At 63.7% G+C, this 22298-nt stretch carries 21 protein-coding genes; 9 read left to right on the top strand and 12 right to left on the bottom strand.

Annotated features, from left to right (window positions below; genetic code table 11):
• Positions 1-7: 7 nt before the first annotated feature.
• Positions 8-610 carry a thiamine pyrophosphate-dependent enzyme gene (locus ABIB80_RS12235; RefSeq protein ID WP_354127495.1) on the top strand — a complete coding sequence of 201 codons (603 nt, stop codon included), beginning with the start codon at positions 8-10 and terminating at the stop codon, positions 608-610.
• A gap of 76 nt (positions 611-686) precedes the next feature.
• Positions 687-1064, top strand: a complete 378-nt coding sequence (locus ABIB80_RS12230) for a VanZ family protein (protein ID WP_354127494.1) — start codon at positions 687-689, stop codon at positions 1062-1064.
• Between the two features lie 43 nt (positions 1065-1107).
• Here the strand turns inward: ABIB80_RS12230 and ABIB80_RS12225 are convergent, their stop codons facing one another.
• The 8 genes from ABIB80_RS12225 to ABIB80_RS12190 all read right to left on the bottom strand — a co-directional run bounded on the left by ABIB80_RS12225 (position 1108) and on the right by ABIB80_RS12190 (position 11220).
• A complete protein-coding gene (locus ABIB80_RS12225) occupies positions 1108-1491 on the bottom strand; it encodes a DUF1236 domain-containing protein (RefSeq protein WP_007593296.1) in 384 nt (127 codons plus the stop codon).
• Positions 1492-1606: 115 nt separating this feature from the next.
• Positions 1607-2494 (bottom strand): 2-hydroxy-3-oxopropionate reductase, encoded by an 888-nt coding sequence (locus tag ABIB80_RS12220; RefSeq protein WP_354127493.1) that lies wholly within the window; start codon positions 2492-2494, stop codon positions 1607-1609.
• Between the two features lie 13 nt (positions 2495-2507).
• A complete protein-coding gene (gene hyi, locus ABIB80_RS12215; RefSeq protein ID WP_354127492.1) occupies positions 2508-3293 on the bottom strand; it encodes a hydroxypyruvate isomerase in 786 nt (261 codons plus the stop codon).
• 11 nt (positions 3294-3304) lie between these two features.
• Positions 3305-5095 carry a glyoxylate carboligase gene (gene gcl, locus ABIB80_RS12210; protein ID WP_354127491.1) on the bottom strand — a complete coding sequence of 597 codons (1791 nt, stop codon included), beginning with the start codon at positions 5093-5095 and terminating at the stop codon, positions 3305-3307.
• Between the two features lie 153 nt (positions 5096-5248).
• A complete protein-coding gene (locus tag ABIB80_RS12205; protein ID WP_354127490.1) occupies positions 5249-7051 on the bottom strand; it encodes an adenine deaminase in 1803 nt (600 codons plus the stop codon).
• A gap of 85 nt (positions 7052-7136) precedes the next feature.
• Complete coding sequence (locus tag ABIB80_RS12200; RefSeq protein WP_007593304.1) at positions 7137-7937, bottom strand: NYN domain-containing protein; 801 nt, start codon at positions 7935-7937, stop codon at positions 7137-7139.
• A gap of 108 nt (positions 7938-8045) precedes the next feature.
• Positions 8046-8894, bottom strand: coding sequence for an IclR family transcriptional regulator (locus tag ABIB80_RS12195; protein ID WP_354127489.1), 849 nt, complete (start codon positions 8892-8894; stop codon positions 8046-8048).
• A gap of 196 nt (positions 8895-9090) precedes the next feature.
• A complete protein-coding gene (locus ABIB80_RS12190) occupies positions 9091-11220 on the bottom strand; it encodes an acetate--CoA ligase family protein (protein WP_354127488.1) in 2130 nt (709 codons plus the stop codon).
• A 348-nt stretch (positions 11221-11568) separates the two neighbouring features.
• Between ABIB80_RS12190 and ABIB80_RS12185 the strand changes: the two genes are divergently transcribed.
• The 4 genes from ABIB80_RS12185 to ABIB80_RS12170 all read left to right on the top strand — a co-directional run bounded on the left by ABIB80_RS12185 (position 11569) and on the right by ABIB80_RS12170 (position 16063).
• Positions 11569-12261 (top strand): GntR family transcriptional regulator, encoded by a 693-nt coding sequence (locus tag ABIB80_RS12185; protein ID WP_197031202.1) that lies wholly within the window; start codon positions 11569-11571, stop codon positions 12259-12261.
• A gap of 78 nt (positions 12262-12339) precedes the next feature.
• Positions 12340-14073: an oxalyl-CoA decarboxylase gene (oxc, locus tag ABIB80_RS12180; protein WP_219680904.1), complete on the top strand. Its 1734-nt coding sequence runs from the start codon at positions 12340-12342 to the stop codon at positions 14071-14073.
• Positions 14074-14227: 154 nt separating this feature from the next.
• A complete protein-coding gene (gene frc, locus ABIB80_RS12175) occupies positions 14228-15505 on the top strand; it encodes a formyl-CoA transferase (RefSeq protein ID WP_007593311.1) in 1278 nt (425 codons plus the stop codon).
• A gap of 375 nt (positions 15506-15880) precedes the next feature.
• The gene (locus ABIB80_RS12170) at positions 15881-16063 is read left to right on the top strand and encodes a hypothetical protein (RefSeq protein WP_007593314.1); all 183 of its coding nucleotides are present in this window, start codon (positions 15881-15883) and stop codon (positions 16061-16063) included.
• Positions 16064-16128: 65 nt separating this feature from the next.
• On the opposite strand, the gene ABIB80_RS12165 is transcribed toward ABIB80_RS12170, so the two are convergent.
• The 3 genes from ABIB80_RS12165 to ABIB80_RS12155 form a co-directional block, all read right to left on the bottom strand.
• On the bottom strand, positions 16129-16353 hold the full coding sequence (locus ABIB80_RS12165; RefSeq protein WP_007593316.1) for a hypothetical protein: 225 nt from the start codon (positions 16351-16353) through the stop codon (positions 16129-16131).
• A 54-nt stretch (positions 16354-16407) separates the two neighbouring features.
• On the bottom strand, positions 16408-16650 hold the full coding sequence (locus tag ABIB80_RS12160) for a hypothetical protein (protein ID WP_007593322.1): 243 nt from the start codon (positions 16648-16650) through the stop codon (positions 16408-16410).
• 98 nt (positions 16651-16748) lie between these two features.
• Positions 16749-16958 carry a cold-shock protein gene (locus ABIB80_RS12155; RefSeq protein ID WP_007593324.1) on the bottom strand — a complete coding sequence of 70 codons (210 nt, stop codon included), beginning with the start codon at positions 16956-16958 and terminating at the stop codon, positions 16749-16751.
• 673 nt (positions 16959-17631) lie between these two features.
• Between ABIB80_RS12155 and pcaB the strand changes: the two genes are divergently transcribed.
• From pcaB to ABIB80_RS12140, 3 genes are all read left to right on the top strand, one after another.
• Positions 17632-19035, top strand: coding sequence for a 3-carboxy-cis,cis-muconate cycloisomerase (gene pcaB, locus ABIB80_RS12150; RefSeq protein WP_354127487.1), 1404 nt, complete (start codon positions 17632-17634; stop codon positions 19033-19035).
• A gap of 6 nt (positions 19036-19041) precedes the next feature.
• On the top strand, positions 19042-20031 hold the full coding sequence (locus ABIB80_RS12145; RefSeq protein ID WP_007593328.1) for a Bug family tripartite tricarboxylate transporter substrate binding protein: 990 nt from the start codon (positions 19042-19044) through the stop codon (positions 20029-20031).
• A 262-nt stretch (positions 20032-20293) separates the two neighbouring features.
• The gene (locus tag ABIB80_RS12140) at positions 20294-20737 is read left to right on the top strand and encodes an SRPBCC family protein (protein WP_007593330.1); all 444 of its coding nucleotides are present in this window, start codon (positions 20294-20296) and stop codon (positions 20735-20737) included.
• A 227-nt stretch (positions 20738-20964) separates the two neighbouring features.
• Here ABIB80_RS12140 and ABIB80_RS12135 read toward each other — a convergent pair whose 3' ends face one another.
• Complete coding sequence (locus tag ABIB80_RS12135) at positions 20965-22296, bottom strand: Hsp70 family protein (protein ID WP_354127486.1); 1332 nt, start codon at positions 22294-22296, stop codon at positions 20965-20967.
• Between the last annotated feature and the right edge of the window lie 2 nt (positions 22297-22298).

The following is a 22298-nucleotide window of genomic DNA, read 5'->3' as shown; positions in this document are numbered from 1 at the left end:
CGGCCAAATGAAGACAGACGCGCGCAACACCAAAGTGATGAACCGCTTCGACGTCACCTCGCGCCTGATCGCGAAACTCGAGCACGAGGAAGCCGTGATCGGCGGCATCGGCAATACCAATTTCGACCTCTGGGCCGCCGGCCACCGTCCGCAGAATTTCTACATGCTCGGCAGCATGGGCCTCGCCTTCCCGATCGCGCTGGGCGTGGCGCTGGCGCAACCGGACCGGCGCGTCTTTGCGCTCGAAGGCGATGGTTCGCTCCTGATGCAGCTCGGCGCGCTCTCGACGATCGCGGCGTTGAAGCCGAAGAACCTCATCATGATCGTGATGGACAACGGCATCTACCAGATCACCGGCGCGCAGCCGACACCGGCCGCGAACGTAGCTGACATCGTCGCCATCGCGACCGGCTCCGGGCTTGCCAATAGCGCCTGGGCCGCGGACGAGGAGGATTTCGAGCGTCTGGTCGAGGAAGCCATGTCGGCTGGCGAGCCCAGCCTGATCGCCGTTCGTATCGATGACAAGCCCGGCGTCGGCGCCACCCGACGCGATCCCGTACAAATCCGGGAACGCTTCATGCACGGCCTGGGCGTGCGCGAGCCGCTTTAACGTTTCGTCATTAACTACACGGCGATCTGATCCCGGCGCCTCGGCAAGCTGCTGCAATCCGTGCTAAGCGGTCCGGATGTCCATTTTGGTTCGCTCCTCTGCCTGGCTGCTTGCCGCCGCCGTCGCCTTTGCAACCCTCGGTCCGCCCGGCCTGCGGCCCCATTCCGACCTTGGCCAGGACGGCGAGCATGCCCTTGCCTTCGTCCTGGTGGGACTAGCCTTCGGCTTCGCCTATCCGCGCCGCCGCCTGTCGGCGACAGCCATCGCCGTGGTGCTGATCGGCCTGCTCGAACTGATGCAATTCTGGGCACCGGGACGACATCCGCGGCTGGAGGACTTTCTGGTCGATGCCGGCACCACCTGCATCGGCTTCGCGCTGGCGGCCATCGCCGATTGGGCCATGACGCGGTTTCGCGTAAATTCGGCCCTCTCGAGTCAAGGCCCCGCGGAGTGACGCTCCGCAGGGCCCGTCTCTTCAAAGCTCACGCTCTGATCGATCAGTCGATGATCTTGACGACGCGGCGCGTGCGCGGCTCCACGATCACGCGGCGATCGTTCACGACCGCATAGCGATATTCGGTGTAGTTCGGCACGGGCCGCAGCACCACGGTCGGCGGCAGCGGCTCGCCGACCACGACGCGCTCGTGGACCACGACCGAATCATCACGCGGAATTCCGCCGAGGATCGCATTCGGGATTTCCAGACCAGCGCCGACCGCCGCCCCGACGGTACCACCGACCATCGCTCCGACCGGGCCGCCGATGTCGCCGCCCGCGCGTGCGCCGTTCCTGGCGCCCTCTTCGGTCGTCGACTGAGCAAAGGCCGCACTCGACGCCAGCAGCGACGCGGCAGCCAACGAAATCGCAAGACGGGTTTTCATGTGCTTATGTCTCCAGTGATTGTTGTGCGCCTTCAACCGCGGGGCCGGATCATTGTTCCGGTTCCCCGCCCGATCTAGACGGCACCAAAACCGGAGACTGTTACCCGGTAACAGTTCAGGCCGCCGCGATCTCGTGGCCCGCCATCAGTTCCAGCGCGCGCACCATCGCCGAGTGATCCCAGTCCTTGCCGCCATGCGCGGCGCAGGACGAGAATAGTTGCTGCGCCACTGCCGTGCTCGGCAGCGACAGGCCGAGCGCGCGGGCGCCTTCAAGCGCGAGGTTGAGATCCTTCTGGTGCAGCTCGATGCGGAAGCCGGGATCGAAATTGCGCTTCACCATGCGCTCGCCATGCACTTCGAGAATCCGGGACGACGCAAAGCCGCCCATCAGGGCCTGCCGCACCAGCGCCGGATCCGCACCGGCTTTCGACGCGAACAGTAGCGCTTCGCTGACCGCCTCGATCGTCAACGCGACGATGATCTGGTTGGCGACCTTCGTCGTCTGGCCGTCGCCATTGGCGCCGACGCGGGTGACGTTCTTTCCCATCCGGTCGAAGATCGGCTTCATGGTGTTGAAGGCGCGCTCGGGGCCACCGACCATGATGGTGAGGCTTGCCGCCTTGGCACCGACCTCCCCGCCTGACACCGGTGCATCGAGATAATCCGCGCCGAGCGCCTCGATCTTCTTCGCAAATTCCTTGGTCGCCAGCGGCGAGATCGAGCTCATGTCGACCACGATCTTGCCCTTGGAAACGCCGCCCGCGACGCCGTCCTTGCCGAACAGCACGGCCTCCACATGCGGGGTATCCGGCACCATGATGATGACCGCATCCGCCTCCTCCGCGACCTCCTTGCTTGACTTGCAGTCAACGCCGCCGGCCGCGATCAGCTCGGGTGCGACCGGCCCGACATCTTGCAGGAGAACGCGATGGCCTGCGGCCAGAAGATGACCGGCCATCGGCCGTCCCATGGTGCCAAGTCCGATAAAGCCGATGTCGATCATGTCTACGGTTTCCTCAGGTCTCGAAAGTCTGCGCGGCGTGCCAGGACAGGCCTTCCAGCGTCGTAGTGCGCGGCTTGTATTCGCAACCGATCCAACCGCGATAGCCGATCGCGTCGAGATGGCGGAACAGGAAGGGAAAGTTGATCTCGCCGGTGCCGGGCTCGTGACGACCTGGATTGTCGGCGAGCTGGATGTGCGCGATCTGCGGCAGATATTCCTGCATGGTACGGGCGAGATCGCCCTCCATGATCTGCATGTGATAGATGTCGTATTGGACAAACAGATTGTTTGAGCGCACCTCGGAGACCAGCTGCACGGCCTGCTCGGTGCCGTTGAGGAAGAAGCCGGGAATGTCGAGCGTGTTGATCGGCTCGACCAGAAGCTTGATGTTCTCGCGCGCCAGGGTCGAAGCTGCAAACCGCAGATTCCCGACCAGCGTTTCGTTGAGCTCACGCGGGTCGGCATCGACAGGCGCGATGCCGACGAGACAGTTGAGCTGCTCGCAATCGAGTGCCTTGGCATAGTCGATGGCGCGAAACACGCCGTCCCGGAACTCGCCGACACGATCCGGCAAGATCGCGATGCCGCGCTCGCCTGCCGCCCAATTGCCGGCCGGCAGATTGTGCAGCACCTGCGTCAGCCCATGGCGGTCGAGCTGCTCGCGCAAAAGCGCCTTGTCGAAATCATAGGGGAAGAGGTACTCGACCCCGGAAAAGCCCGCCGCTTTGGCCGCGGCGAAGCGGTCCACGAACGGCATTTCGTTGAAGAGCATGGTGAGGTTGGCGGCGAATTTCGGCATGATGCTGTTCCCTATTCCGCCGGCTGCAGCACGCCGGGCCGCGCGGTCGCGACGTCGTCGAGCGGCAGATCCAGCACCTCCTCGAATTCGACGATGTTGTCGATCTCGGTGCCCATCGCGATGTTGGTGACACGTTCGAGGATGAACTCGACCATCACGGGCACGCGATGCTTGGCCATCAATTCGCGCGCGGTCGCGAACGCCGCCTGCGAGTCTTTCGGGTCGGTGACGCGGATCGCCTTGCAGCCGAGGCCTTCGGCGACCGCAACATGGTCGACACCATAGCCGCCGAGCTCGGGCGCGTTGATGTTCTCAAAGGAGAGCTGGACGTGATAGTCCATGTCGAAGCCACGCTGGGCCTGGCGGATCAGGCCGAGATAGGAGTTGTTCACGACGACGTGGATATAGGGCAGATTGAATTGCGCCCCGACCGCGAGCTCTTCGATCAGGAACTGGAAGTCGTAGTCGCCGGAGAGCGCGACGATGTCGCGATCCGGACACGCCGCGCGCACGCCGAGCGCCGCGGGCAGCGTCCAGCCGAGCGGCCCGGCCTGCCCGGCATTGATCCAGTTGCGCGGCTTGTATACCCCCAGAAACTGCGCCCCGGCAATCTGCGACAGGCCAATCACGGAGACGTAGCAGGTGTCACGGCCAAAGGCCTTGGTCATCTCCTCGTAGACGCGCTGCGGCTTGATCGGAACGTTGTCGAAATGGCTCTTGCGCAACATCGTTTTCTTGCGGTCGCGGCAGGAAGCGGGCCACGCCTGGCGCTCGCGCAACCTGCCTGACCGGCGCCACTCCCTGGCGACGGTGACGAAAAGCTCAAGGGCGGCCTTGGCATCCGAGACGATGCCGAGGTCGGGGTTGAACACGCGCCCGATCTGGGTCGGCTCGATGTCGACATGCACGAAGGTGCGGCCCTTGGTGTAGGTCTGGACCGAGCCGGTGTGGCGATTGGCCCAGCGGTTGCCGATGCCCAGCACGAAATCGGATTCGAGCATGGTGGCATTGCCGTAACGGTGGCTGGTCTGAAGACCGACCATGCCGGCCATCAGCACGTGGTCATCGGGGATGGCCCCCCACCCCATCAGCGTCGGCACGACCGGCACGTTGGCGATCTCGGCGAATTCCACCAGCAAATCCGAGGCGTCGGCATTGATCACGCCGCCGCCCGCGACGATCAGCGGCCGTTCGGCCGCGTTGAGCATCTCCAGCGCCTTCTCCACCTGCTTGCGCGTCGCGGTGGGCTTGTAGACCGGCAGCGGCTCATAGGTCTCGTCGTCGAACTCGATCTCGGCGAGCTGCACGTCGAGCGGCATGTCGATCAGGACCGGGCCAGGCCTTCCCGAGCGCATGATGTGAAAGGCCTGGCTGAACACGCGAGGCACCAGCCCGGGCTCGCGCACGGTCACCGCCCATTTGGTCACGGGCTTTGCGATCGATTCGATGTCGACGGCCTGGAAATCCTCCTTGTAGAGCCGCGCCCGCGGCGCCTGGCCGGTGATGCAGAGGATCGGGATGGAATCGGCGATCGCCGAATAGAGCCCGGTGATCATGTCGGTGCCCGCCGGCCCCGAGGTTCCGATGCAGACGCCGATATTGCCCGCCTTGGCCCGCGTATAACCCTCGGCCATGTGCGAGGCCCCCTCGACATGGCGCGCCAGGATATGGCGGATCGAGCCGCGCTTCTTCAGCGCCGAGTACAGCGGATTGATCGCGGCCCCGGGAACGCCGAAGGCAGTCGAGATGCCTTCCTTCTCCAGAATTCGCACGGCAGCATCGATGGCTCGCATCTTCGCCATATCGGACCTCGCTTGAGTTGCATTGGCTCGAGCGAGATCATCGGGCCCGCGAGGGCTTCACTCAACGAGATCGATTTTATTTTCCACGATGCGGCAGCCGCGAAAAAATCGCGGCGGCTTCAGTCGGTTAGGTCGAGACTCGCGTGAAAGCGCTCACTCGAACAGCGGCGCCAGCTCCATCTGCGGCACCAGCACGAGGCCCTTGTCGGTGATGCGAATTTCCGGAATGACCGATAGAGGAATCAAATTGAAGCCCATGTAGGGGATGGTGCAGCCGGCTTCCGCCCATTCTTTCTTCAGCACCTTGACCTCTTCCGCCACTTCGGTAACGCGCTTGTCGGACAGCAGACCGGCGATCGGCAGCGGCACCAGCGCCCTCACCTTGCCCTCGGCGACGAGGCAGACGGCGCCCTGTTGCTCCTTGATGGCGGCCACCGCGACCTGCATGTCGGCCTCGTTGGTACCGGCAACGATGATGTTGTGGCTGTCGTGCCCGACGCTGGAGGCGACCGCGCCGCGCTTCAGGCCAAAGTCCTTCAAGAGGCCATAGGCGACATTGCCGGCCGATTTGCCGTGGCGCTCGACCACCGTGACGAAGCACAGGCTGTAGCGCGCGAACAATTCCGGCCAATCCTTGGCCGGCTCGATCTCGATCTTCTCATGGATCAGCGTGATGCCGGGCAACGCGGTCTTGATGGCGTTGACGGTGCAGGCCTTCGCCGGCAGCTCCGGCGTCAGCTTCAGCTTCTCCGGCAGCTTCACAGTCGCGTAGGCCGCCTTCGGGTATTGATATCGCTGCGACAATGCCTGATCGAGCCGCGGCGTGATCTTGCGGTTCTCGACCACCAGCTCGCCGCCATACCAGGTGCATTGCGGCTTCAGATTGTCGTCCATCAGCACCAGATCGGCGCGGCGCCCCCCGCCGAGCCCGCCGATATCGCTGTCCATGTTGAAGCGCGTCGCGCCATGCAGCGAGCCCATCGACCAGGCCTGCTCGGGCGACATTCCCGCCTTCACCGCCTCCCGCACCACCCAGTCGAGACCGAACAGCAGGAGATCATCGGCGTCGCGATCGTCGGTGCACGCGGCCGTGCGCTTGTGCGAAGCGCCGAGCTCGGTGATAGTGCGGATCGCCTGCGGCAGCGAGTGCCACGGTGTGGTCGGCGGTCCCCCGCGCAGGAAGACCCAGACCCCGGCATCGAGCAAATCGTCGGCGATGTCGCGGTCGATCGCCTCATGGGTATCCGTGACGCCGGATGCCGCATAAGCCGCAACGAATTCGCGGCCATAGACATGGCCGGACACCGGCCGCCCACGCTTCAGGGCGGCGGCGAGGATGGCGTGGCTGCGCTCATCGCCCATGGTCACGGGCACGAAATCCATCTTCTCGCCGAGCCCGACAGCCTCCGGCCAGCGGTCGAACAGGCCGGCGATCTTGTCCGGTGTGAGGTCGCCGCCCGCAGTCTCCAGTGCGGCCGAAGTCGCGGGCACCGTGCTCGGCACTGTCAAGAAGATCGACAGCGGCGCCTCGCGCGCGTCCTCCAGCATCGCCTCGACGCCGGCGACGTCCATGACGTTGCCGATCTCGTGGCTGTCGCAGAAGATCGTGGTGGTGCCGTTGAGCAGGGCGGCCTCGGCATAGGCGCAGGCAGTCACCATCGAGGATTCAATGTGGATGTGCGGATCAACCAGGCCCGGCGCGATAATGCCGCCCGCGGCATCGTAGGTCGTGACGCCGCTCCAGGCCTTCTTGGCTATTCCAGCCGGCTTCACCGCCGCGATGCGGCCGCCGGTGATCCAGACCTCACGTCCCTGATGGATGCGCTCCGAATAGGTCGAAAGCACCCGCGCGCCCGTGACGACGAGATCCGGCGCGAGACGCGCGGAGGCGACATCGGCCAGGCGCCGGGTCATCGCGTGCAGCGGTGCGACGGCGAAGCGGGTAAGTTTAGTCATCGGGAGCCTCGCGTGGCGTTACGGTCCCGCGATGGTTACGCCCTGCACCGGACCGGGCAAGCGCAAATATAACGGCACGCCCTGCTTACGCTTTAGGCGGCGAAGCGCCTGCCGCCCCTGACCTCGCGGGCCTGCGCGAGTTCCGTCGTCTCGGGGCCGCTGCGGCAGTGGGCTTGACCCGAATCCGCATTGACCTCCCGTTCTGCTCGTCGATCTCGAAGGAATTGGTCTTGCGCACGAGGTCGCTCAGCTTGCGGAAGCCGAACGTTCTCGGATCGAAATCGGACGCGAGATTGGCAAGTTGGCGGCCGACTTCCCCGAGCGTGACCCAGCCGTCCTCGCTCTCCATCTGGGTGATGACCTTCTTGATGATGGGGGTCGCGGCATCGAGCGGCTGAAGCGATTTCGATCTCGAAGCGGCGTCCTGGGTGTGCGCCGGCGCGGCAAGCAGGTTCTCCGTGTAGACGAACCTTCGGCAGGCCTGCCGGAAGCTCTCCGGCGTCTTCTGTTCGCCGAACCCAAAGACATCGATGCCCTGCTCCCGGATCCGGGCGGCCAGACGGGTAAAATCGCTATCCGACGACACCAGGCAAAAGCCGTCGAACCGGCCGCTGTGAAGCAGGTCCATCGCGTCGATGACCAGGGTGATGTCGGAGGCATTCTTTCCGGTCGTATAGGCAAACTGTTGCTGCGGGATGATGGCGTGTTTGGAAAGGATGTCGGCCCAGCCCCTGGACCTGGCATTGGAGAAGTCGCCGTAGATGCGGCGAACGCTGGCCTCGCCGATCTTGGCAATCTCCTCGAACAGTCCATCGGCAATCTTTGCCGAAGCGTTGTCGGCATCGATCAGGACAGCGAGACGGGGCGAACGGAGCTCTGACGGCATGACTTTTCCTAAAAAGGAGGCGACAACGGTGCGTGGATATACCGATGTCGGGGCAGCTGCCGCCAGAGCTGATTTCTTCAACGGGCCACGACGGACCGCGAACCGGGGTCAGGCTGGCTTCGCGACCGGGGTCACACCCCCGAGCGCGGCCGTCAGTTCCGCCGCAACCTCGCGCACCACACGGCCGATCTCCGGCAGCCGCGCATCGGTGACCCTGCTGGTCAAGCCGGAAACGGAGATCGCCGCCAACGGCTCGGCGAGCGCGTTGTAGACCACGGCGGCGACGCAGCGCAGGCCCATCTCGGCTTCCTCGTCATCCACCGCAAAACCCTGCTTCCGGATCGCTGCAAGTTCCCGGAACAGATCGCTCGGCCGAACGATGGATTTCTCGGTCAGGCGTGGCATGCCGTGATGGCGGATCACGGCACCGACGTCCTCGTCGGAATAGGTCGCGAGCACCGCCTTGCCGACGCCCGACGTTACCATCGGAACGCGGCCGCCGACCTTGGTCAGCGAACGCATGATTTCACGGCTCTCCATGCGGGTCAGCACGATGATGAACTCGTCGTCGACCACGGCGAGATTGGCGGTCTCGCGGGTGAGATCACGCAGCTTGCGCAAATAGGGAATAGCCTGGGCGCTGAAATTGCGCCGCCGGGCAAAGCTCGCGCCCACCGTGAAGCTGCGCACGCCGACATGCCATTTGGATTCGGCGCGGTCGAACTGCACGAAGCGGCGGCTTTCCAGCGTCGCCAGCAGGCGGTGTACGGTCGAGGCCGAGAGCCCGGTGCGAACGGCGAGATCGCTGAGGCGATAGCCTTCGTCGTCTTCGGACAATGTTTCGAGAATCGACAGCGCGCGATCAACGGATTGCACGCCGCCGTCGCGCGCGTCGTGGTCAGGCTCCGATGACGATCGGGGCTCGATCGATTTGCGTCGGATCACGTTCTTGCTCATCGCGACCTGCATTGCCAATCAGACAAGACGCGAGCCGCCTGCCCTCCCTCGCCCCGTTCTTACGAGGAGAGGGTCGGGGTGAGGGGCTATCTCCGCGAATACGGTGAGAGACGGACTTGTGGAGAGTGCCCCTCACCCGGAATTTGCTGTGCAAATTCCGGCCTCTCCCCGCAGGCGGGGAGAGGCGAAGGCAGCCTCAGAGCAGCCCTGCTCCGCGCGCCCATTTGTACTTGGCGCCGAGGACTTCGACCGGCAGCTCGGTCGAATACGCATAGGCCGGGATGCCGTTCTGGTAGAGATATTCGGCGGCCTCCTCGACCTCGACGTCGCCGGCGAGCGAGGCGACGATCGGCTTCACGAAGCCCTTGGCCCCCATCTCCTTCTTCACCTCGACCATGTTGCGGGCGAACACCATCGGCGGCGTGACGATGGTGTGCCAGTAGCCGAGGATCAGCGAATGAATGCGCTCGTCCGTCAGGCCGAGCTTCACCGTGTTGACGTAGGTGATCGGCGGCTCGCCGCCGGTGATGTCCACGGGATTTCCGGCCGCGCCAAACGGCGGGATGAACTTGCGGAAGGCAGCATCGAGATCTGCCGGCATCGACATCAGCGACAGGCCGTTGTCGACGCAGGAGTCCGACAGCAGCACGCCCGACCCGCCGGCACCGGTGATGATCAGCACGTTCTCGCCCTTCGGCGTCGGCAGCACCGGCACGCCGCGGGCGAATTCGAGCAGTTGCCGCAAGCTACGGGCGCGGATCACGCCGGACTGCGCGAGGACGTCCTCGTAGATCTTGTCGTTGCCGGCGAGCGCGCCGGTGTGCGACGAGGCCGCCTTCGCGCCGGCCGAGGTGCGGCCGGCCTTGAGCACGATGACCGGTTTTTTCTTGGAGACGCGCTTTGCCGCTTCCGCAAAGGCGCGGCCGTCCTTGAGGTCTTCGCAGTGCTGCGCGATCAGGTTGGTGTTCGGATCCTGCTCGAAGAAGGCGAGCAGATCGTCCTCGTCGATATCGGACTTGTTGCCGAGGCCGACGATCGCGGACACGCCCATCTTGGCCGAACGCGAGAAGCCGATGATGGCCATGCCGATGCCGCCCGACTGCGAGGACAGCGCCGCGTGGCCCTTGACGTCATAGGCGGTGCAGAAGGTCGCGCAGAGATTGGCAGGCGTATAATAGAAGCCGTAGATGTTCGGGCCCATCAGGCGGATGTCGTACTTCTTGCCGACTTCGACGATCTCGGCCTGCAGCTCCGGCGCGCCGGCTTCCGCGAAACCGGACGGGATCAGAACCGCGCCGGGAATTTTCTTCTCGCCGCATTCGGTGAGCGCCGCGGCGACGAACTTCGCGGGAATGGCGAACACCGCGGTATCGATCACGCCGGGCACGTCCTTGACGCTCTTATAGGCCTTGTAGCCGAGGATCTCGGCGGCCTTGGGATGAATCGGGTAGATGTCGCCCTTGTAGCCGCCGTTGATGAGGTTCTTCATCACGGAATTGCCGATCTTGCCGTCTTCGGCCGAAGCGCCGACCACGGCAACCGCCTTCGGCTGCATGATGCGGCTCATGGCCGCGACGATCTCTTCGGTCGGGCGCGGCTTCGGCTTGGGCACGTAAGCGAAGTCGACGACGATGCGGACGTCGGCCGCGATCGCGGCCTTGGCCGTCGCGAACACCGGGTTGAGATCGAGCTCGACGATCTCGGGGAAATCGGTGACGAGCTGCGAGACCTTGACGATGACATCCGCAAGCGCGGTGCGGTTCACCGGCTCGCCGCCGCGAACGCCCTTCAAAATCTCATGCGCCTGGATGCCGTCGAGCATCGACAGCGCGTCTTGTTTGGTCGCGGGCGCGAGGCGGAAGGTGATGTCCTTCAGGACTTCGACCAGCACGCCGCCGAGGCCGAAGGCAACCAGCTTGCCGAACGAGGCATCGGTGATCGACCCGACGATCACTTCGGTGCCGCCGGCCAGCATCTGCTGCACCTGGACGCCCTCGATCTTGGCGTCGGACTTGTACTTCCTGGCGTTGGACAGGATCGTCTCGTAGGCCTTCTCGGCGTCTTCGGCCGTCTTGAGGCCGACGATGACGCCGCCGGCTTCGGTCTTGTGGAGAATGTCCGGCGAGACGATCTTCATCACCACCGGAAAGCCCATCGAGGCGGCCATTTTGCCGGCCTCGCCGGCCGATTTCGCCACACCCTCCTTCGGCACTGGAATGCCGTAGGCGTCGCAGACCAGCTTGCCTTCCGGCGCGGTCAGGCTGGTGCGCTTGTCCGCCTTGACCTGGTCAAGCACCTTGCGGACGGCATCTTTGGAATTGGACATGTGGCTCTCCCTTGACCTTGGTTCTTGCGTTCTCGAAGCGCGCGCGTGTTGCGGCTGCCCGTGATGCTTTCCATTCGCCGCGCTCTGTTCCATGTCGCGGAACGGAGTGGCATAAAGCCGAGATTACTCCGCCGGCTTGGATCAAAAATGGCTGGCGATGGCATTTGGTATGCCAGAAGCCAACTTGTCAAGCTGCAGCGCACCTTAGAACGCTGCAAAAAATAGGCAGCTTGACATTCTGGTATTTGGTATGCCAAAAACTTTCCCGTTAATAATCCTGTAAAAGACGACTCCCACTGGAGGAGATTCGTCGTGTCACTGCGGAAACCAACCAAGGCGTTGCCGAACATGGCCGAGGCAGATATCGCAATCGTTCGTATTGCCCCGGAGTCGAGCTTCAAGAACAAGGCGTATGACGCCTTGAAGGAAGCCATCCTCAAGATGGACATCTACTCGACACCCGAGCCGGTGATGCTCGACGAGCGGGCGTTGTCCGAGCGCCTGGGTGTGAGCCGCACGCCGATCCGCGAAGCCATCGCGATGCTCGAGCAGGACGGCTTCGTGAAGACGGTCCCGCGCCGCGGCATCATGGTGGTGCGGAGGACCAAGAGCGAGATCGTCGACATGATCCGCGCCTGGGCGGCGCTGGAGAGCATGGCGGCCCGCCTCATCACCGCCACAGCGCGAAAGAAAGACATCACGGCGCTGCGCGACTACTTCAAGGATTTTGGTAAAGACCGCCTGCCCGAGGATCACGTCGAGGAATATTCGCGCGCCAACATCGCCTTCCACCAGGCGCTGATCTCGCTGTCGGAATCACCGGTGCTGGTCGATCTCACCAACGACTTGCTGCTGCACGTGCGTGGCTATCGGCAATTGACCATCGGACGCAAGGACCGTACCGCGACGTCGCTCCCCGAGCATCTCGGCATGATCGAAGCCTTGGAGGCGCGCGATACCGAGCTCGCCGAGAAGCGCGCCCGCGATCACACCCTTGGCCTTGCCGCTTACGTCGAAGCGCATGGTCAGGAACTCTTCTAGCCAGCAACGTTCACCAGAAGGGCGAGGCATCGCCCCTAAAGCCTGAAACGGCATCTTGAGACCAGGGAGACAAGGCCCATGCTGAATACCGCGACCAAGTCCGAAGCACCGGGCACCGAGCAGGAATTGACGGATGGCTTTCATCTCGTCATCGACGCGCTCAAGCTGAACGGCATCAACACCATCTACAATGTGCCGGGCATCCCGATCACGGATTTGGGCCGCATGGCCCAGGCGGCCGGTATTCGCATGATCTCGTTCCGCCACGAGCAGAACGCCGGCTATGCGGCGGGCATCGCCGGCTACCTCACCAAGAAGCCCGGCATCTGCCTCACCGTCTCCGCTCCCGGCTTCCTCAACGGTCTCACCGCGCTCGCGCACGCCACCACCAACTGCTACCCGATGATCCTGATCTCAGGCTCCTCCGAGCGCGAGATCGTCGACCTCCAGCAGGGCGACTACGAAGAAATGGACCAGCTGGCGATCGCCAAGCCGCTGTGCAAGGCAGCCTATCGCGTGCTGCACGCCCAGGACATCGGCATCGGTCTTGCCCGTGCCATCCGTGCCGCCGTCTCCGGCCGTCCGGGCGGCGTCTATCTCGACCTGCCGGCAAAGCTGTTCGGCCAGGTGATGAACGCCGATGCCGGCCGGAAGTCGCTGGTCAAGGTGATCGACGCGGCTCCCGCGCAGATCCCCTCGCCCGCTTCGATCAAGCGCGCGCTTGATGTTTTGAAGGGCGCAAAACGTCCGCTCATCATCCTCGGCAAGGGCGCGGCCTACGCGCAGGCCGACGAGGAGATCAAGACCTTCGTCGAGAAGAGCGGCATTCCCTTCCTGCCGATGAGCATGGCCAAGGGCCTCCTCTCTGACACGCATCCGCAGTGCGCAGGCGCCGCCCGTTCGACGGTGCTGAAGGAATCCGACGTCGTGCTGCTGATCGGCGCCCGACTGAACTGGCTGCTCTCGCACGGTAAGGGCAAGAACTGGGGCGAAGCGCCCAAGAAGTTCATCCAGGTCGACATCGAACCGCGCGAGATGGACTCCAACGTCGAGATCGTCGCGCCCGTCGTCGGCGACATCGGCTCGGTCGTTTCCGCCTTCAACCAGGCGATGGCGTCGGGCTGGACCGCGCCGCCGGTCGAATGGACCAAGGCGATTTCGACCAAGCGCGAAGAGAACGTCGCCAAGATGGCGCCGAAGCTCATGAACAACAAATCGCCGATGGACTATCACGGCGCGCTCGGCGTGCTGAAGAACGTCATCAAGGATCATCCCGAGGCGATCCTCGTCAACGAGGGCGCCAACACGCTCGACCTCGCCCGCGGCGTCATCGACATGTATCGCCCACGCAAGCGCCTCGACGTCGGCACCTGGGGCGTGATGGGCATCGGCATGGGCCAGGCGATCGCGGCTACGCTCGAGACCGGCCATCCCGTGCTCGCGGTGGAAGGCGACTCGGCCTTCGGCTTCTCCGGCATGGAAGTGGAGACCATCTGCCGCTACAATTTGCCGATCTGCGTCGTCATCTTCAACAATGACGGCATCTATCGCGGCACCGACGTCAACGGCGCCAATGCCGATCCGGCGACGACGGTGTTCGTCAAGGGCGCCCGCTACGACAAGATGATGGAAGCCTTCGGCGGTGTCGGCGTCAACGCCACCTCGCCGGACGAGCTCAAGCGCGCCGTCAACGAAGCCATGGCCTCGGGCAAGCCGACGCTCATCAACGCCGTGATCGATCCGGCCGCCGGTTCCGAGAGCGGCCGCATCGGCAACCTCAATCCGCAGAGCGTTCTGCAGAAGAAGAAGTAACCAGCCGCCGGGTCATTCCCCGCGCAGGCGGGGAATCCAGTAATCGCCAGATCATCCTTGAGGCGAGCACTGAGGCCCAACTGAACCTTCAGCGAATAATGGATGCCCGCCTTCGCGGGCATGACGGAAACAGAAGAGTAACAGGAGCAACACGATGACAAAAGCGCTCGAGGGCGTTCGCATTCTCGACTTCACCCACGTCCAGTCCGGGCCGACCTGCACGCAGTTGCTCGCTTGGTTCGGCGCCGACGTGATCAAGGTAGAGCGCCCGGGCGTGGGTGACATCACCCGCGGCCAGCTGCAGGACATCCCGAACGTGGACAGCCTGTATTTCACCATGCTCAACCACAACAAGCGCTCGATCACGCTCGACACCAAGAACCCCAAGGGCAAGGAAGTCCTCACCGAGCTCATCAAGAAGTGCGACGTGCTGGTCGAGAACTTCGGCCCCGGCGTGCTCGACCGCATGGGCTTCCCCTGGGAGAAGATCCAGGCGATCAACCCGAAGATGATCGTCGCCTCGATCAAGGGCTTTGGCCCCGGACCGTACGAAGACTGCAAGGTTTATGAGAACGTCGCACAGTGCACCGGCGGCGCCGCCTCCACCACCGGCTTCCGCGACGGCCTGCCGCTGGTCACCGGCGCGCAGATCGGCGACAGCGGCACCGGTCTGCATCTGGCGCTCGGCATCGTCACCGCACTCTATCACCGCACCCATTCCGGCAAGGGCCAGAAGGTGACGGCTGCGATGCAAGACGGCGTGCTCAACCTCGCGCGCGTCAAGCTGCGCGACCAGCAGCGCCTCGCCCACGGCCCGCTCAAGGAATACAGCCAGTTCGGCGAAGGCATTCCGTTCGGCGATGCCGTGCCGCGTGCCGGCAACGATTCCGGCGGCGGCCAGCCCGGCCGCATCCTGAAGTGCAAGGGCTGGGAGACCGATCCCAACGCCTACATCTACTTCATCACCCAGGCCCCGGTCTGGGAGAAGATCTGCGACGTGATCGGTGAGCCCTCCTGGAAGACCGATCCGAACTACGCCAAGCCGGCCGTCCGCCTGCCGCGCCTGAACGAGATCTTCGGCCGCATCGAACAGTGGACGATGACGAAGACGAAGTTCGAGGCGATGGAAATCCTCAACAAGGACGACATCCCCTGCGGCCCGATCCTGTCGATGAAGGAGATCGCCGAGGACCAGTCGCTGCGCGCGACCGGCACCGTGGTTGAGGTCGACCACCCCACCCGCGGCAAGTACATCTCGGTCGGCAACCCGATCAAGCTGTCGGACTCCCCCAGCGATGTGGAGCGCTCCCCGCTGCTCGGCGAGCACACCGACGAGATCCTGCGCACCGTGCTTGGCTTCTCGGACCATCAGGTCGCCGATATCCACAAGTCCGGCGCGCTCGATCCGCCGCAAAAGCAGGCCGCCGAGTAAGCGGGCTCATCTCACGACGCGAAAGGCCGCCGGCTTCGGCGGCCTTTTTGTTGACGCCGAAGGGGCTGCATCGCACGATCGGCACGCTTGCCGCGCCGCGAAGGCTGGATTAAAGATTGGTTCGCGAGGAACAGACGCGGCGGCCGGCCGTTGCTCCCTCGACCGGCGTGCTCCCGGGAATGAGAGCATGCCCGGAAATGCCAGCATGCCATCTCCACAGCGAGTGCAGCACGCCTCGCAAAGACCCTGCCCCACGCTGAAGAACTGGTCGCCTTCGCTTCCGAGGATGGCAAGTCGGCCTTTCAGTTCGGGCACGGGTGGCGTCGCGTCCGGCACTCGCCAGGACCACGCTCTTTGATCAAATTGAGGGCTTAAATGTCGAAAGATCAATCCTCTGATCGCGCCAAGCGTGAAGCCAACAAGGCGTTCAAGCCTGCGACAACGCAGAAGCCGATCAATGACTATGCGAAGGACCAGAACTCCTTCAACGAGAATCGCGAACGGCTGAAAGCGGAGCGATTGGCCCGCGAAGCGAAGCCGGGAAGCCGTTCCGAATAAGCGCGGACGGTACCAGGCTCCGACGGCGAATTCCGCTGAAGCGGGGGCGCCGAAATCTGCCTGATCTACAGCATCGAGAGCACGACGATTCCGTCTTCAACTGCCCCGGAAGCGAGCTGCGCCCGCGCCATGCGCTCTAACTCGGTCCGGTTCTTGCGAAGATAACTGAAAGCCTGCTTCTGCGTCAGGAACGTCGTCGCAAGACGGCACATCTGTCGTCCTGCGCCAAGCGCGAGAAAGAAGGTGATGGTGCCACCGCCATCCGACTTGATTCTAGGCACGATCCGCACTCTTTGGCATGTGATCGGCCCTCTCCGAATTGTCGTTGGCGCAATGGAAGGCAGCTATGGCGTCACCTTCTTCTTGCGCTTCGTCGGGGTGGCCGCGGGCAACGATGCCTGAAGGGCGGCGTCTGCCGCTTCCTTGGCTTCGCGCAGCTCTCGAAGCCGCGCCATGTTCTTGCGAACATCGACGGCTTGCTTTCCAACATCCACCATCGCCCGAGCGCCTTCCTCAGCGGCCAAACGCTGACGGTTAGTACGCGCGATGCTTTCGGGTGACGGTTCGGCCGGTCTCTTGGCGCTCATTATTCACCCTGCTCTGCAACGGACAAAAACCCGCTCAATCCTGGGATCGAGCGGGTGGCATGGCCGTTTCAGTACATCCGTGAAACGGCACCAAGGCTTTAGGCCAGCGAGAGATTCTCAGCGCTGACCTTGCCCCGCATCTTGTCGGTCTTGAGCTCGAAGTTGACCTTTTGGCCTTCAGCGAGACCTGCAAGACCAGCCCGCTCGACCGCGCTGATGTGAACGAACACATCGTTGCCGCCGTCGTTCGGCTGAATGAATCCAAAGCCCTTCTGGCCGTTAAACCACTTCACAGTACCTGTCGTCATTTTCTTCTCCAAAGCGCATACGCGCAGGTTCCGCGTGATCGTCACGCAGAACAAATTCTATTCGTCGATGTCTATGGAAAAGGAGCCCGCGGGCGCATTCAACAAGGCACAGCGGCTGAACGAACAGCCTCAACGTATACCTCATCCTCACCATTTGCAAGGCTTGACCGAATTTAACGCCTCGGGAGCCCGGCTAGGGACATGACGCCACGCTGCCGAGCACTCATCGTTCGGCGCCAGCTGCTCTGGGAGGGCTGCCGAGCGCCACATGCGTCGGCTCCGCCGCACGGAGACCAGATCGCGCCCGATGAAGCTTTCGTAGCGGCTCTGATTTTCTCGGCGACGATCTGCAACCCAACCCGATTACGGTTTGCAATATCCGAATTCAGAGTATTTTGGGGGCGCTCGCCGCGTTCTCCAATTCAGAACGCATGTATCGCAATAATGCATTTTTACAAAACGAGGGGGTAATCTAGGCTTGATCGATGCCAAGCCGTACGGCGCGCAATGGAGCGCGACGACGGAGGGACCGATACCGACCGATGCGGCTATTTTTTACTCAGACGTCGCCATACGCCCGCAAGGTAAGAGTCGCCATTCATGAGCTCGGATTGAGGCTTGCCGACTGGTTTGAACGCGCGCGCGTTCGCTCATCCATGATCGCGATACGGCCATGCTGAGTTTCGAGCCCGGAACGGTCTTCAGCAGCCGCCACCTCGCCGACATTTTCAGCACCGCCCCGATGCGCACCATGTTCGGTGAGCGCAATTCGCTTGAGTCCATGCTTCTGGTCGAGGTCGCGCTGGCGAAGGTTCAAGCGCAGCTCGGTGTGATTCCTGCCGAGGCTGCTGCTGCGATCGCCTCCGCTGCACGTACTGAACTACTCGACCTCGACGAATTGGCGGCGGGAACTCTGCGCGCTGGTTTGCCGGTCGTGAATCTGGTCGAGCAGTTGATCCGACTCACCGGCACCCCCCATGGCGAATTCGTCCATTGGGGCGCCACGAGTCAGGACATCATGGACACCGCGCTCGTGATGCAGATCCGCGACGCGCTCGAGCTCATCCACCGCGATCTGGCGCGCCTGATATCGACGCTTGCGGATCTGGCGCGGACCCACCGCGATACGCCCATGGTCGGCAGGACCAAACTTCAACACGCGATCCCGATCACCTTCGGATTCAAGGTTTCCGTCTGGCTGTCGGGCCTGCTGCGGCACAGGCAACGTCTCGCCGAACTCAAACCAAGAGTCCTCCAGGTCCAGTTCGGCGGTGCGGTCGGCACTTTCGCATCACTCGGCGACAATGGCGACAGCGTCCGCGCTGCGTTGGCCAGCGAACTCGAACTCGGCGAACCTCTGGTGGCATGGCACGCCGCGCGCGATAGTTTGGCCGAGACGGTTTGCCTGCTTGGGCTGATCTCCGCGACCTTGAGCAAGATCGCGACCGATGTCGTGTTGATGGCGCAGACTGAGGTCGGCGAAGTGCTGGAGCCAGGCGGCCAGGGCCACGGCGCCTCCAGCACCATGCCGCACAAGCGCAACCCAATCATCTGTGAGCAGATTCTCAGCACCGGACTGTCGTTGCGCCGGCTCGCGAGCGCCATGCTCGACGCTTCGGTCCACGACCATGAACGGGCGACGGGACCGTGGCAGGCCGAATGGTCGCTGCTGCCGGAAGCATTCGTACTGGTCTCCCGGGCCTTGGACAACGCTGTTCGCCTCTGCGGCGGACTGGTCGTCAGACCCGATGCGATGCAGGCCAATCTCGGGCGGACACAGGGTCTCATCGCCGCCGAGGCCGTCATGATGGCGCTGGCTCTACACGTCGGGCGCCATCATGCGCACGAGATGGTGAGCGCGGCATGCACGCACGCGATCGCTTCGGGCCTGACATTGGCCCAGAGCCTTTCGCGCGATCCGGCCGTGACGGCCCACATCGCCCTGCATGAGATCGAGGCGGCTGCGGACCCGGCTCGATACATCGGCCTGTCCGCCCGTGAGGTCGATCGTGTCCTCGCGGCCTGTGCCGATCGACCGGCCAGTGCTGCGCAAGACGACGCCCCTGATGCGGAGTGAGGCCATATGATTCTGAAACGCAAGCATACGGCCCTCCTCGCAGCTGCGATGCTGTCAATGTTGAATGCGGCACATGCCGAGTCGCCCTTCCCATCACGGCCGATCACGTTGATCGTCCCGTTCGCGGCTGGCGGCCCGAATGACGTGATGAGCCGGATCGTGTCCGAACACATGTCGCGAAAACTCGGGCAGCCGATCATTGTCGAGAACATCGCCGGGGCGGGCGGCACGACCGGCTCAGCGCGCGTCGCAAAAAGCGCGCCCGACGGTTATACGCTCGTCAGCGGTCACGTCGGGACGCATGCGGCATCGGTCGCGCTGTATCCGAATCTGCGTTACGACCCGCTGGTTGATTTCACGCCGATTGGCCTGGTCGCGGAAACGCCGATCCTCGTCGTCGCTCGCCGCGACCTTGGCGCGGACAGCATGGCGTCGTTCATCGCGATCGCCAAGGCGCGCGGCCCGGACCTCACCTTGGCCCATGCGGGTGTCGGTTCGATCAGCCACATCAGCTGTCTGCTGTTCACCTCCGTGATCGGATTCAAGCCGGTCGAGGTGCCATATCGGGGATCAGCACTGGCGATGACCGACCTGATCGCCGGCCGCAGCGACTTCAGTTGTGGATTGTTGGGCGACGTTCTTCCCTTCCTGGGTGACAACAATCTGCGTTTCCTGACCGTTTCGGCCGCAGCGCGGGTTCCGCAATTGCCGGAGACACCGACGGCCAGGGAAGCAGGGCTTCCACAGTTTGTCGCATCGAGCTGGTTCGCGTTCTACCTGCCGAAAGGCGCGCCTGACGCCATTCGCGACCGGTTCTCGGATGCGCTTTGCGCAGCGCTCGACGATGACGGCGTGCGGAGACGGCTCGAACTGGTAGGCTTGATCCTGCCACCGCCGGACCAGCGAGGCCCCGAACCGCTCAAGCGACGGATGACCGAAGAGATCGCGCGCTGGCAGGACATCGTCAAAACCGCGCAGATTCGACTCGATCAATAAGTGCGACCGATGCAGTCGAGCGCGTGATCGCCGGCCAGCTTTCGCCGTCGGCGCATCAGCCGCAGGCGGGCGGAACAATCCGACGATCCCCGGCTCCAATCTCGCATTCACCATGACGCCGCACGACGTGGCGGCAGTCTGCCAATCATCCATCAAAAAAATCGAGACGCCCTGTCGGATCGGCGGTATCTGATCCGTCATCTAGACATGAATGGGCAATAGACGCTGACGTCGAGCCCGGCGATTCATGAGGAAGATGATCATGCCCAGCACTGTCCGCCTGCACCGCGTTTTGACGACCAGCCCGGAGAAAGTCTATCGCGCCTTCCTGGAGGCGGATGCGCTGGCGAAATGGCTTCCGCCGAACGGCTTCACCTGCACGGTCCATCATTTCGAGCCGAAGGTCGGGGGTACGTTCAAGATGTCGTTCCGTAACTTCACGACGGGCAACAGCCACGCCTTCGGCGGCGAATATCTCGAGCTCGTTCCCGGCGAACGTCTCCGCTACACCGACAGGTTCGACGACCCCAATCTGCCCGGCGAAATCCAGGTCACCGTGATCCTGAAGAAGGTATCCGTCGGCACTGAGCTGGATATCACGCAGGCCGGCATCCCCGACGTCATTCCGCCGGAGGCTTGTTATCTCGGCTGGCAGGAATCGCTGCGCAATCTGGCGAAGCTCGTCGAGCCTGAGATCAAGCAATAGCGTCTGAGGTAGAGCGAGCGCCTCGTCCTTCGAGACGACCGCTCCGCGGTCTCCTCAAGATGAGGCTAGCGGCAACAGCGCTCGTCGAGACTGCGGCCACATACTCCGACCTCATCCTGAGGGCCCGCCAAAGGCGGGCGTCTCGAAGGATGGGCCGCCGAAACGGTCGCCAAGTGCGATGGCCAGCTCACGACGGGAACCAGCGATCGAGTGTCATCTCAGCGAGCCTACGCCCCTGCCTTCGGCGCAACCCCGCCGCTTGCGGTCCAGCGGTCCGGATCCGGGCTATGTCCGATCAAAGCAAGGCCGTAGGCGATCGACTCGAACTGATCGCCCGACATCAGCCGTTCGTTGCCGAACCGCTCGGCGAACAGTTTTCGAACGGCCGGCACGAAGGACGTGCCGCCGGTCAGAAACACCTTTTCGATCTCGCGCGCGGTGATGCCGGCTTCGCCAAGCACCTTGTCGACGGTGGCCCCGAGCCTCGCGATATCGTCGGCAATCCAGGCTTCGAAATTCTTCCGCGTGATGGTCGAGCCAATGTCGACCCCGCCGCCTTTGAAGCGGAACTCCACCTGATCCTGCGCCGACAGCGCGACCTTGGCGTCGGATACCGCGCGGTACAACGAAAAGCCGAGGTCGAGATCGACGATGGTGATGAAATCCTCGAGCAGAGCCGGCTTCACCGCGGTGCGCGCAAGCTCCCGGAGTTCGCGCAGGTCGCCGTTGCTCTTCATCATCGCGAGCTGATGCCAGCGCGCGAGGTTGGTGTAGTGGCCGGTGGGGATCGGCAGCACCTTGTCGAACGAGCGGAAGCTCGAGCCCTTGCCTAGCCGCGGCGAGACGACGTGATCGACGATGCGGTAATCGAAGGTGTCGCCCGCAATCCCGATGCCGGCATGGCCGAGCGGCTCGGCGCGCAAGGCGCCGCCGGCACGCGAGAACCGCATCACGGAGAAATCGCTGGTACCGCCGCCGAAATCCGCAACCAGCACGGTCGCATCCCGCTCCAGGCGGCGAGCGAAGGAGAACGCTGCGCCCACGGGTTCGTAGACATAGCGCGCGTGGCCGGCGCCAAGGCGCTCGAACGCGGCCCGGTAGCGCTGCATCGCGAGCGCCTCGTCAGGATTGCCGCCGGCGAAGCGGACGGGGCGACCGACCGTGATGGCGGACGTCTCGAAGCCGAATTTATCGCCGCCATGGCGCGCCAGCGTCCGCAGGAACGCAGCCAAGATATCCTCGAACTTGTAGCGCTGCCGGAACACCTGGGTGGTGTTGAAGCTGGAGCTCGCCGCGAAGGTCTTGAACGACTGGAGGAAGCGGTAGACATGCCGTCCTTCCAGGAACTGCTCGATCGCCCACGGGCCACCTTCGGCCTGGGCGCCGGCTCCCGGCCGATCCTCCCAGAAGCACAGCGCCGATACGAAGACGCTGTGGCGCTGTCCACCATGGTCGAAGCGGATGGCCTCGACCCGGCGGTCGTCCGCCGCAAGGGCCACGACCGTGTTGCTGGTCCCAAAATCGATGCCGATCGAGACGGCGGGCGAGGCGCTCGACATGA

This window comes from Bradyrhizobium sp. i1.15.2, from assembly GCF_040548425.1.
GTDB lineage: Bacteria > Pseudomonadota > Alphaproteobacteria > Rhizobiales > Xanthobacteraceae > Bradyrhizobium > Bradyrhizobium canariense.
Note: the sequence above shows the minus strand (reverse complement) of the source record. Positions and strands in the feature narration are given on the sequence as shown.

Excerpts from the sequence above, each read along its gene's own strand:
- ABIB80_RS12230 (WP_354127494.1), top strand. The coding sequence starts at position 687 with ATGTCCATTTTGGTTCGCTCCTCTGCCTGGCTGCTTGCCGCCGCCGTC.
- ABIB80_RS12235 (WP_354127495.1), top strand. The coding sequence starts at position 8 with ATGAAGACAGACGCGCGCAACACCAAAGTGATGAACCGCTTCGACGTC.
- pcaB (WP_354127487.1), top strand. The coding sequence starts at position 17,632 with ATGCTGAGTTTCGAGCCCGGAACGGTCTTCAGCAGCCGCCACCTCGCC.
- ABIB80_RS12220 (WP_354127493.1), bottom strand. The coding sequence starts at position 2,494 with ATGATCGACATCGGCTTTATCGGACTTGGCACCATGGGACGGCCGATG.
- oxc (WP_219680904.1), top strand. The coding sequence starts at position 12,340 with ATGCTGAATACCGCGACCAAGTCCGAAGCACCGGGCACCGAGCAGGAA.
- ABIB80_RS12200 (WP_007593304.1), bottom strand. The coding sequence starts at position 7,937 with ATGCCGTCAGAGCTCCGTTCGCCCCGTCTCGCTGTCCTGATCGATGCC.
- ABIB80_RS12160 (WP_007593322.1), bottom strand. The coding sequence starts at position 16,650 with ATGAGCGCCAAGAGACCGGCCGAACCGTCACCCGAAAGCATCGCGCGT.
- ABIB80_RS12190 (WP_354127488.1), bottom strand. The coding sequence starts at position 11,220 with ATGTCCAATTCCAAAGATGCCGTCCGCAAGGTGCTTGACCAGGTCAAG.
- ABIB80_RS12170 (WP_007593314.1), top strand. The coding sequence starts at position 15,881 with ATGTCGAAAGATCAATCCTCTGATCGCGCCAAGCGTGAAGCCAACAAG.
- ABIB80_RS12185 (WP_197031202.1), top strand. The coding sequence starts at position 11,569 with ATGGCCGAGGCAGATATCGCAATCGTTCGTATTGCCCCGGAGTCGAGC.
- hyi (WP_354127492.1), bottom strand. The coding sequence starts at position 3,293 with ATGCCGAAATTCGCCGCCAACCTCACCATGCTCTTCAACGAAATGCCG.
- ABIB80_RS12155 (WP_007593324.1), bottom strand. The coding sequence starts at position 16,958 with ATGACGACAGGTACTGTGAAGTGGTTTAACGGCCAGAAGGGCTTTGGA.
- frc (WP_007593311.1), top strand. The coding sequence starts at position 14,228 with ATGACAAAAGCGCTCGAGGGCGTTCGCATTCTCGACTTCACCCACGTC.
- ABIB80_RS12140 (WP_007593330.1), top strand. The coding sequence starts at position 20,294 with ATGCCCAGCACTGTCCGCCTGCACCGCGTTTTGACGACCAGCCCGGAG.
- ABIB80_RS12135 (WP_354127486.1), bottom strand. The coding sequence starts at position 22,296 with ATGTCGAGCGCCTCGCCCGCCGTCTCGATCGGCATCGATTTTGGGACC.
- gcl (WP_354127491.1), bottom strand. The coding sequence starts at position 5,095 with ATGGCGAAGATGCGAGCCATCGATGCTGCCGTGCGAATTCTGGAGAAG.
- ABIB80_RS12225 (WP_007593296.1), bottom strand. The coding sequence starts at position 1,491 with ATGAAAACCCGTCTTGCGATTTCGTTGGCTGCCGCGTCGCTGCTGGCG.
- ABIB80_RS12205 (WP_354127490.1), bottom strand. The coding sequence starts at position 7,051 with ATGACTAAACTTACCCGCTTCGCCGTCGCACCGCTGCACGCGATGACC.
- ABIB80_RS12195 (WP_354127489.1), bottom strand. The coding sequence starts at position 8,894 with ATGAGCAAGAACGTGATCCGACGCAAATCGATCGAGCCCCGATCGTCA.
- ABIB80_RS12145 (WP_007593328.1), top strand. The coding sequence starts at position 19,042 with ATGATTCTGAAACGCAAGCATACGGCCCTCCTCGCAGCTGCGATGCTG.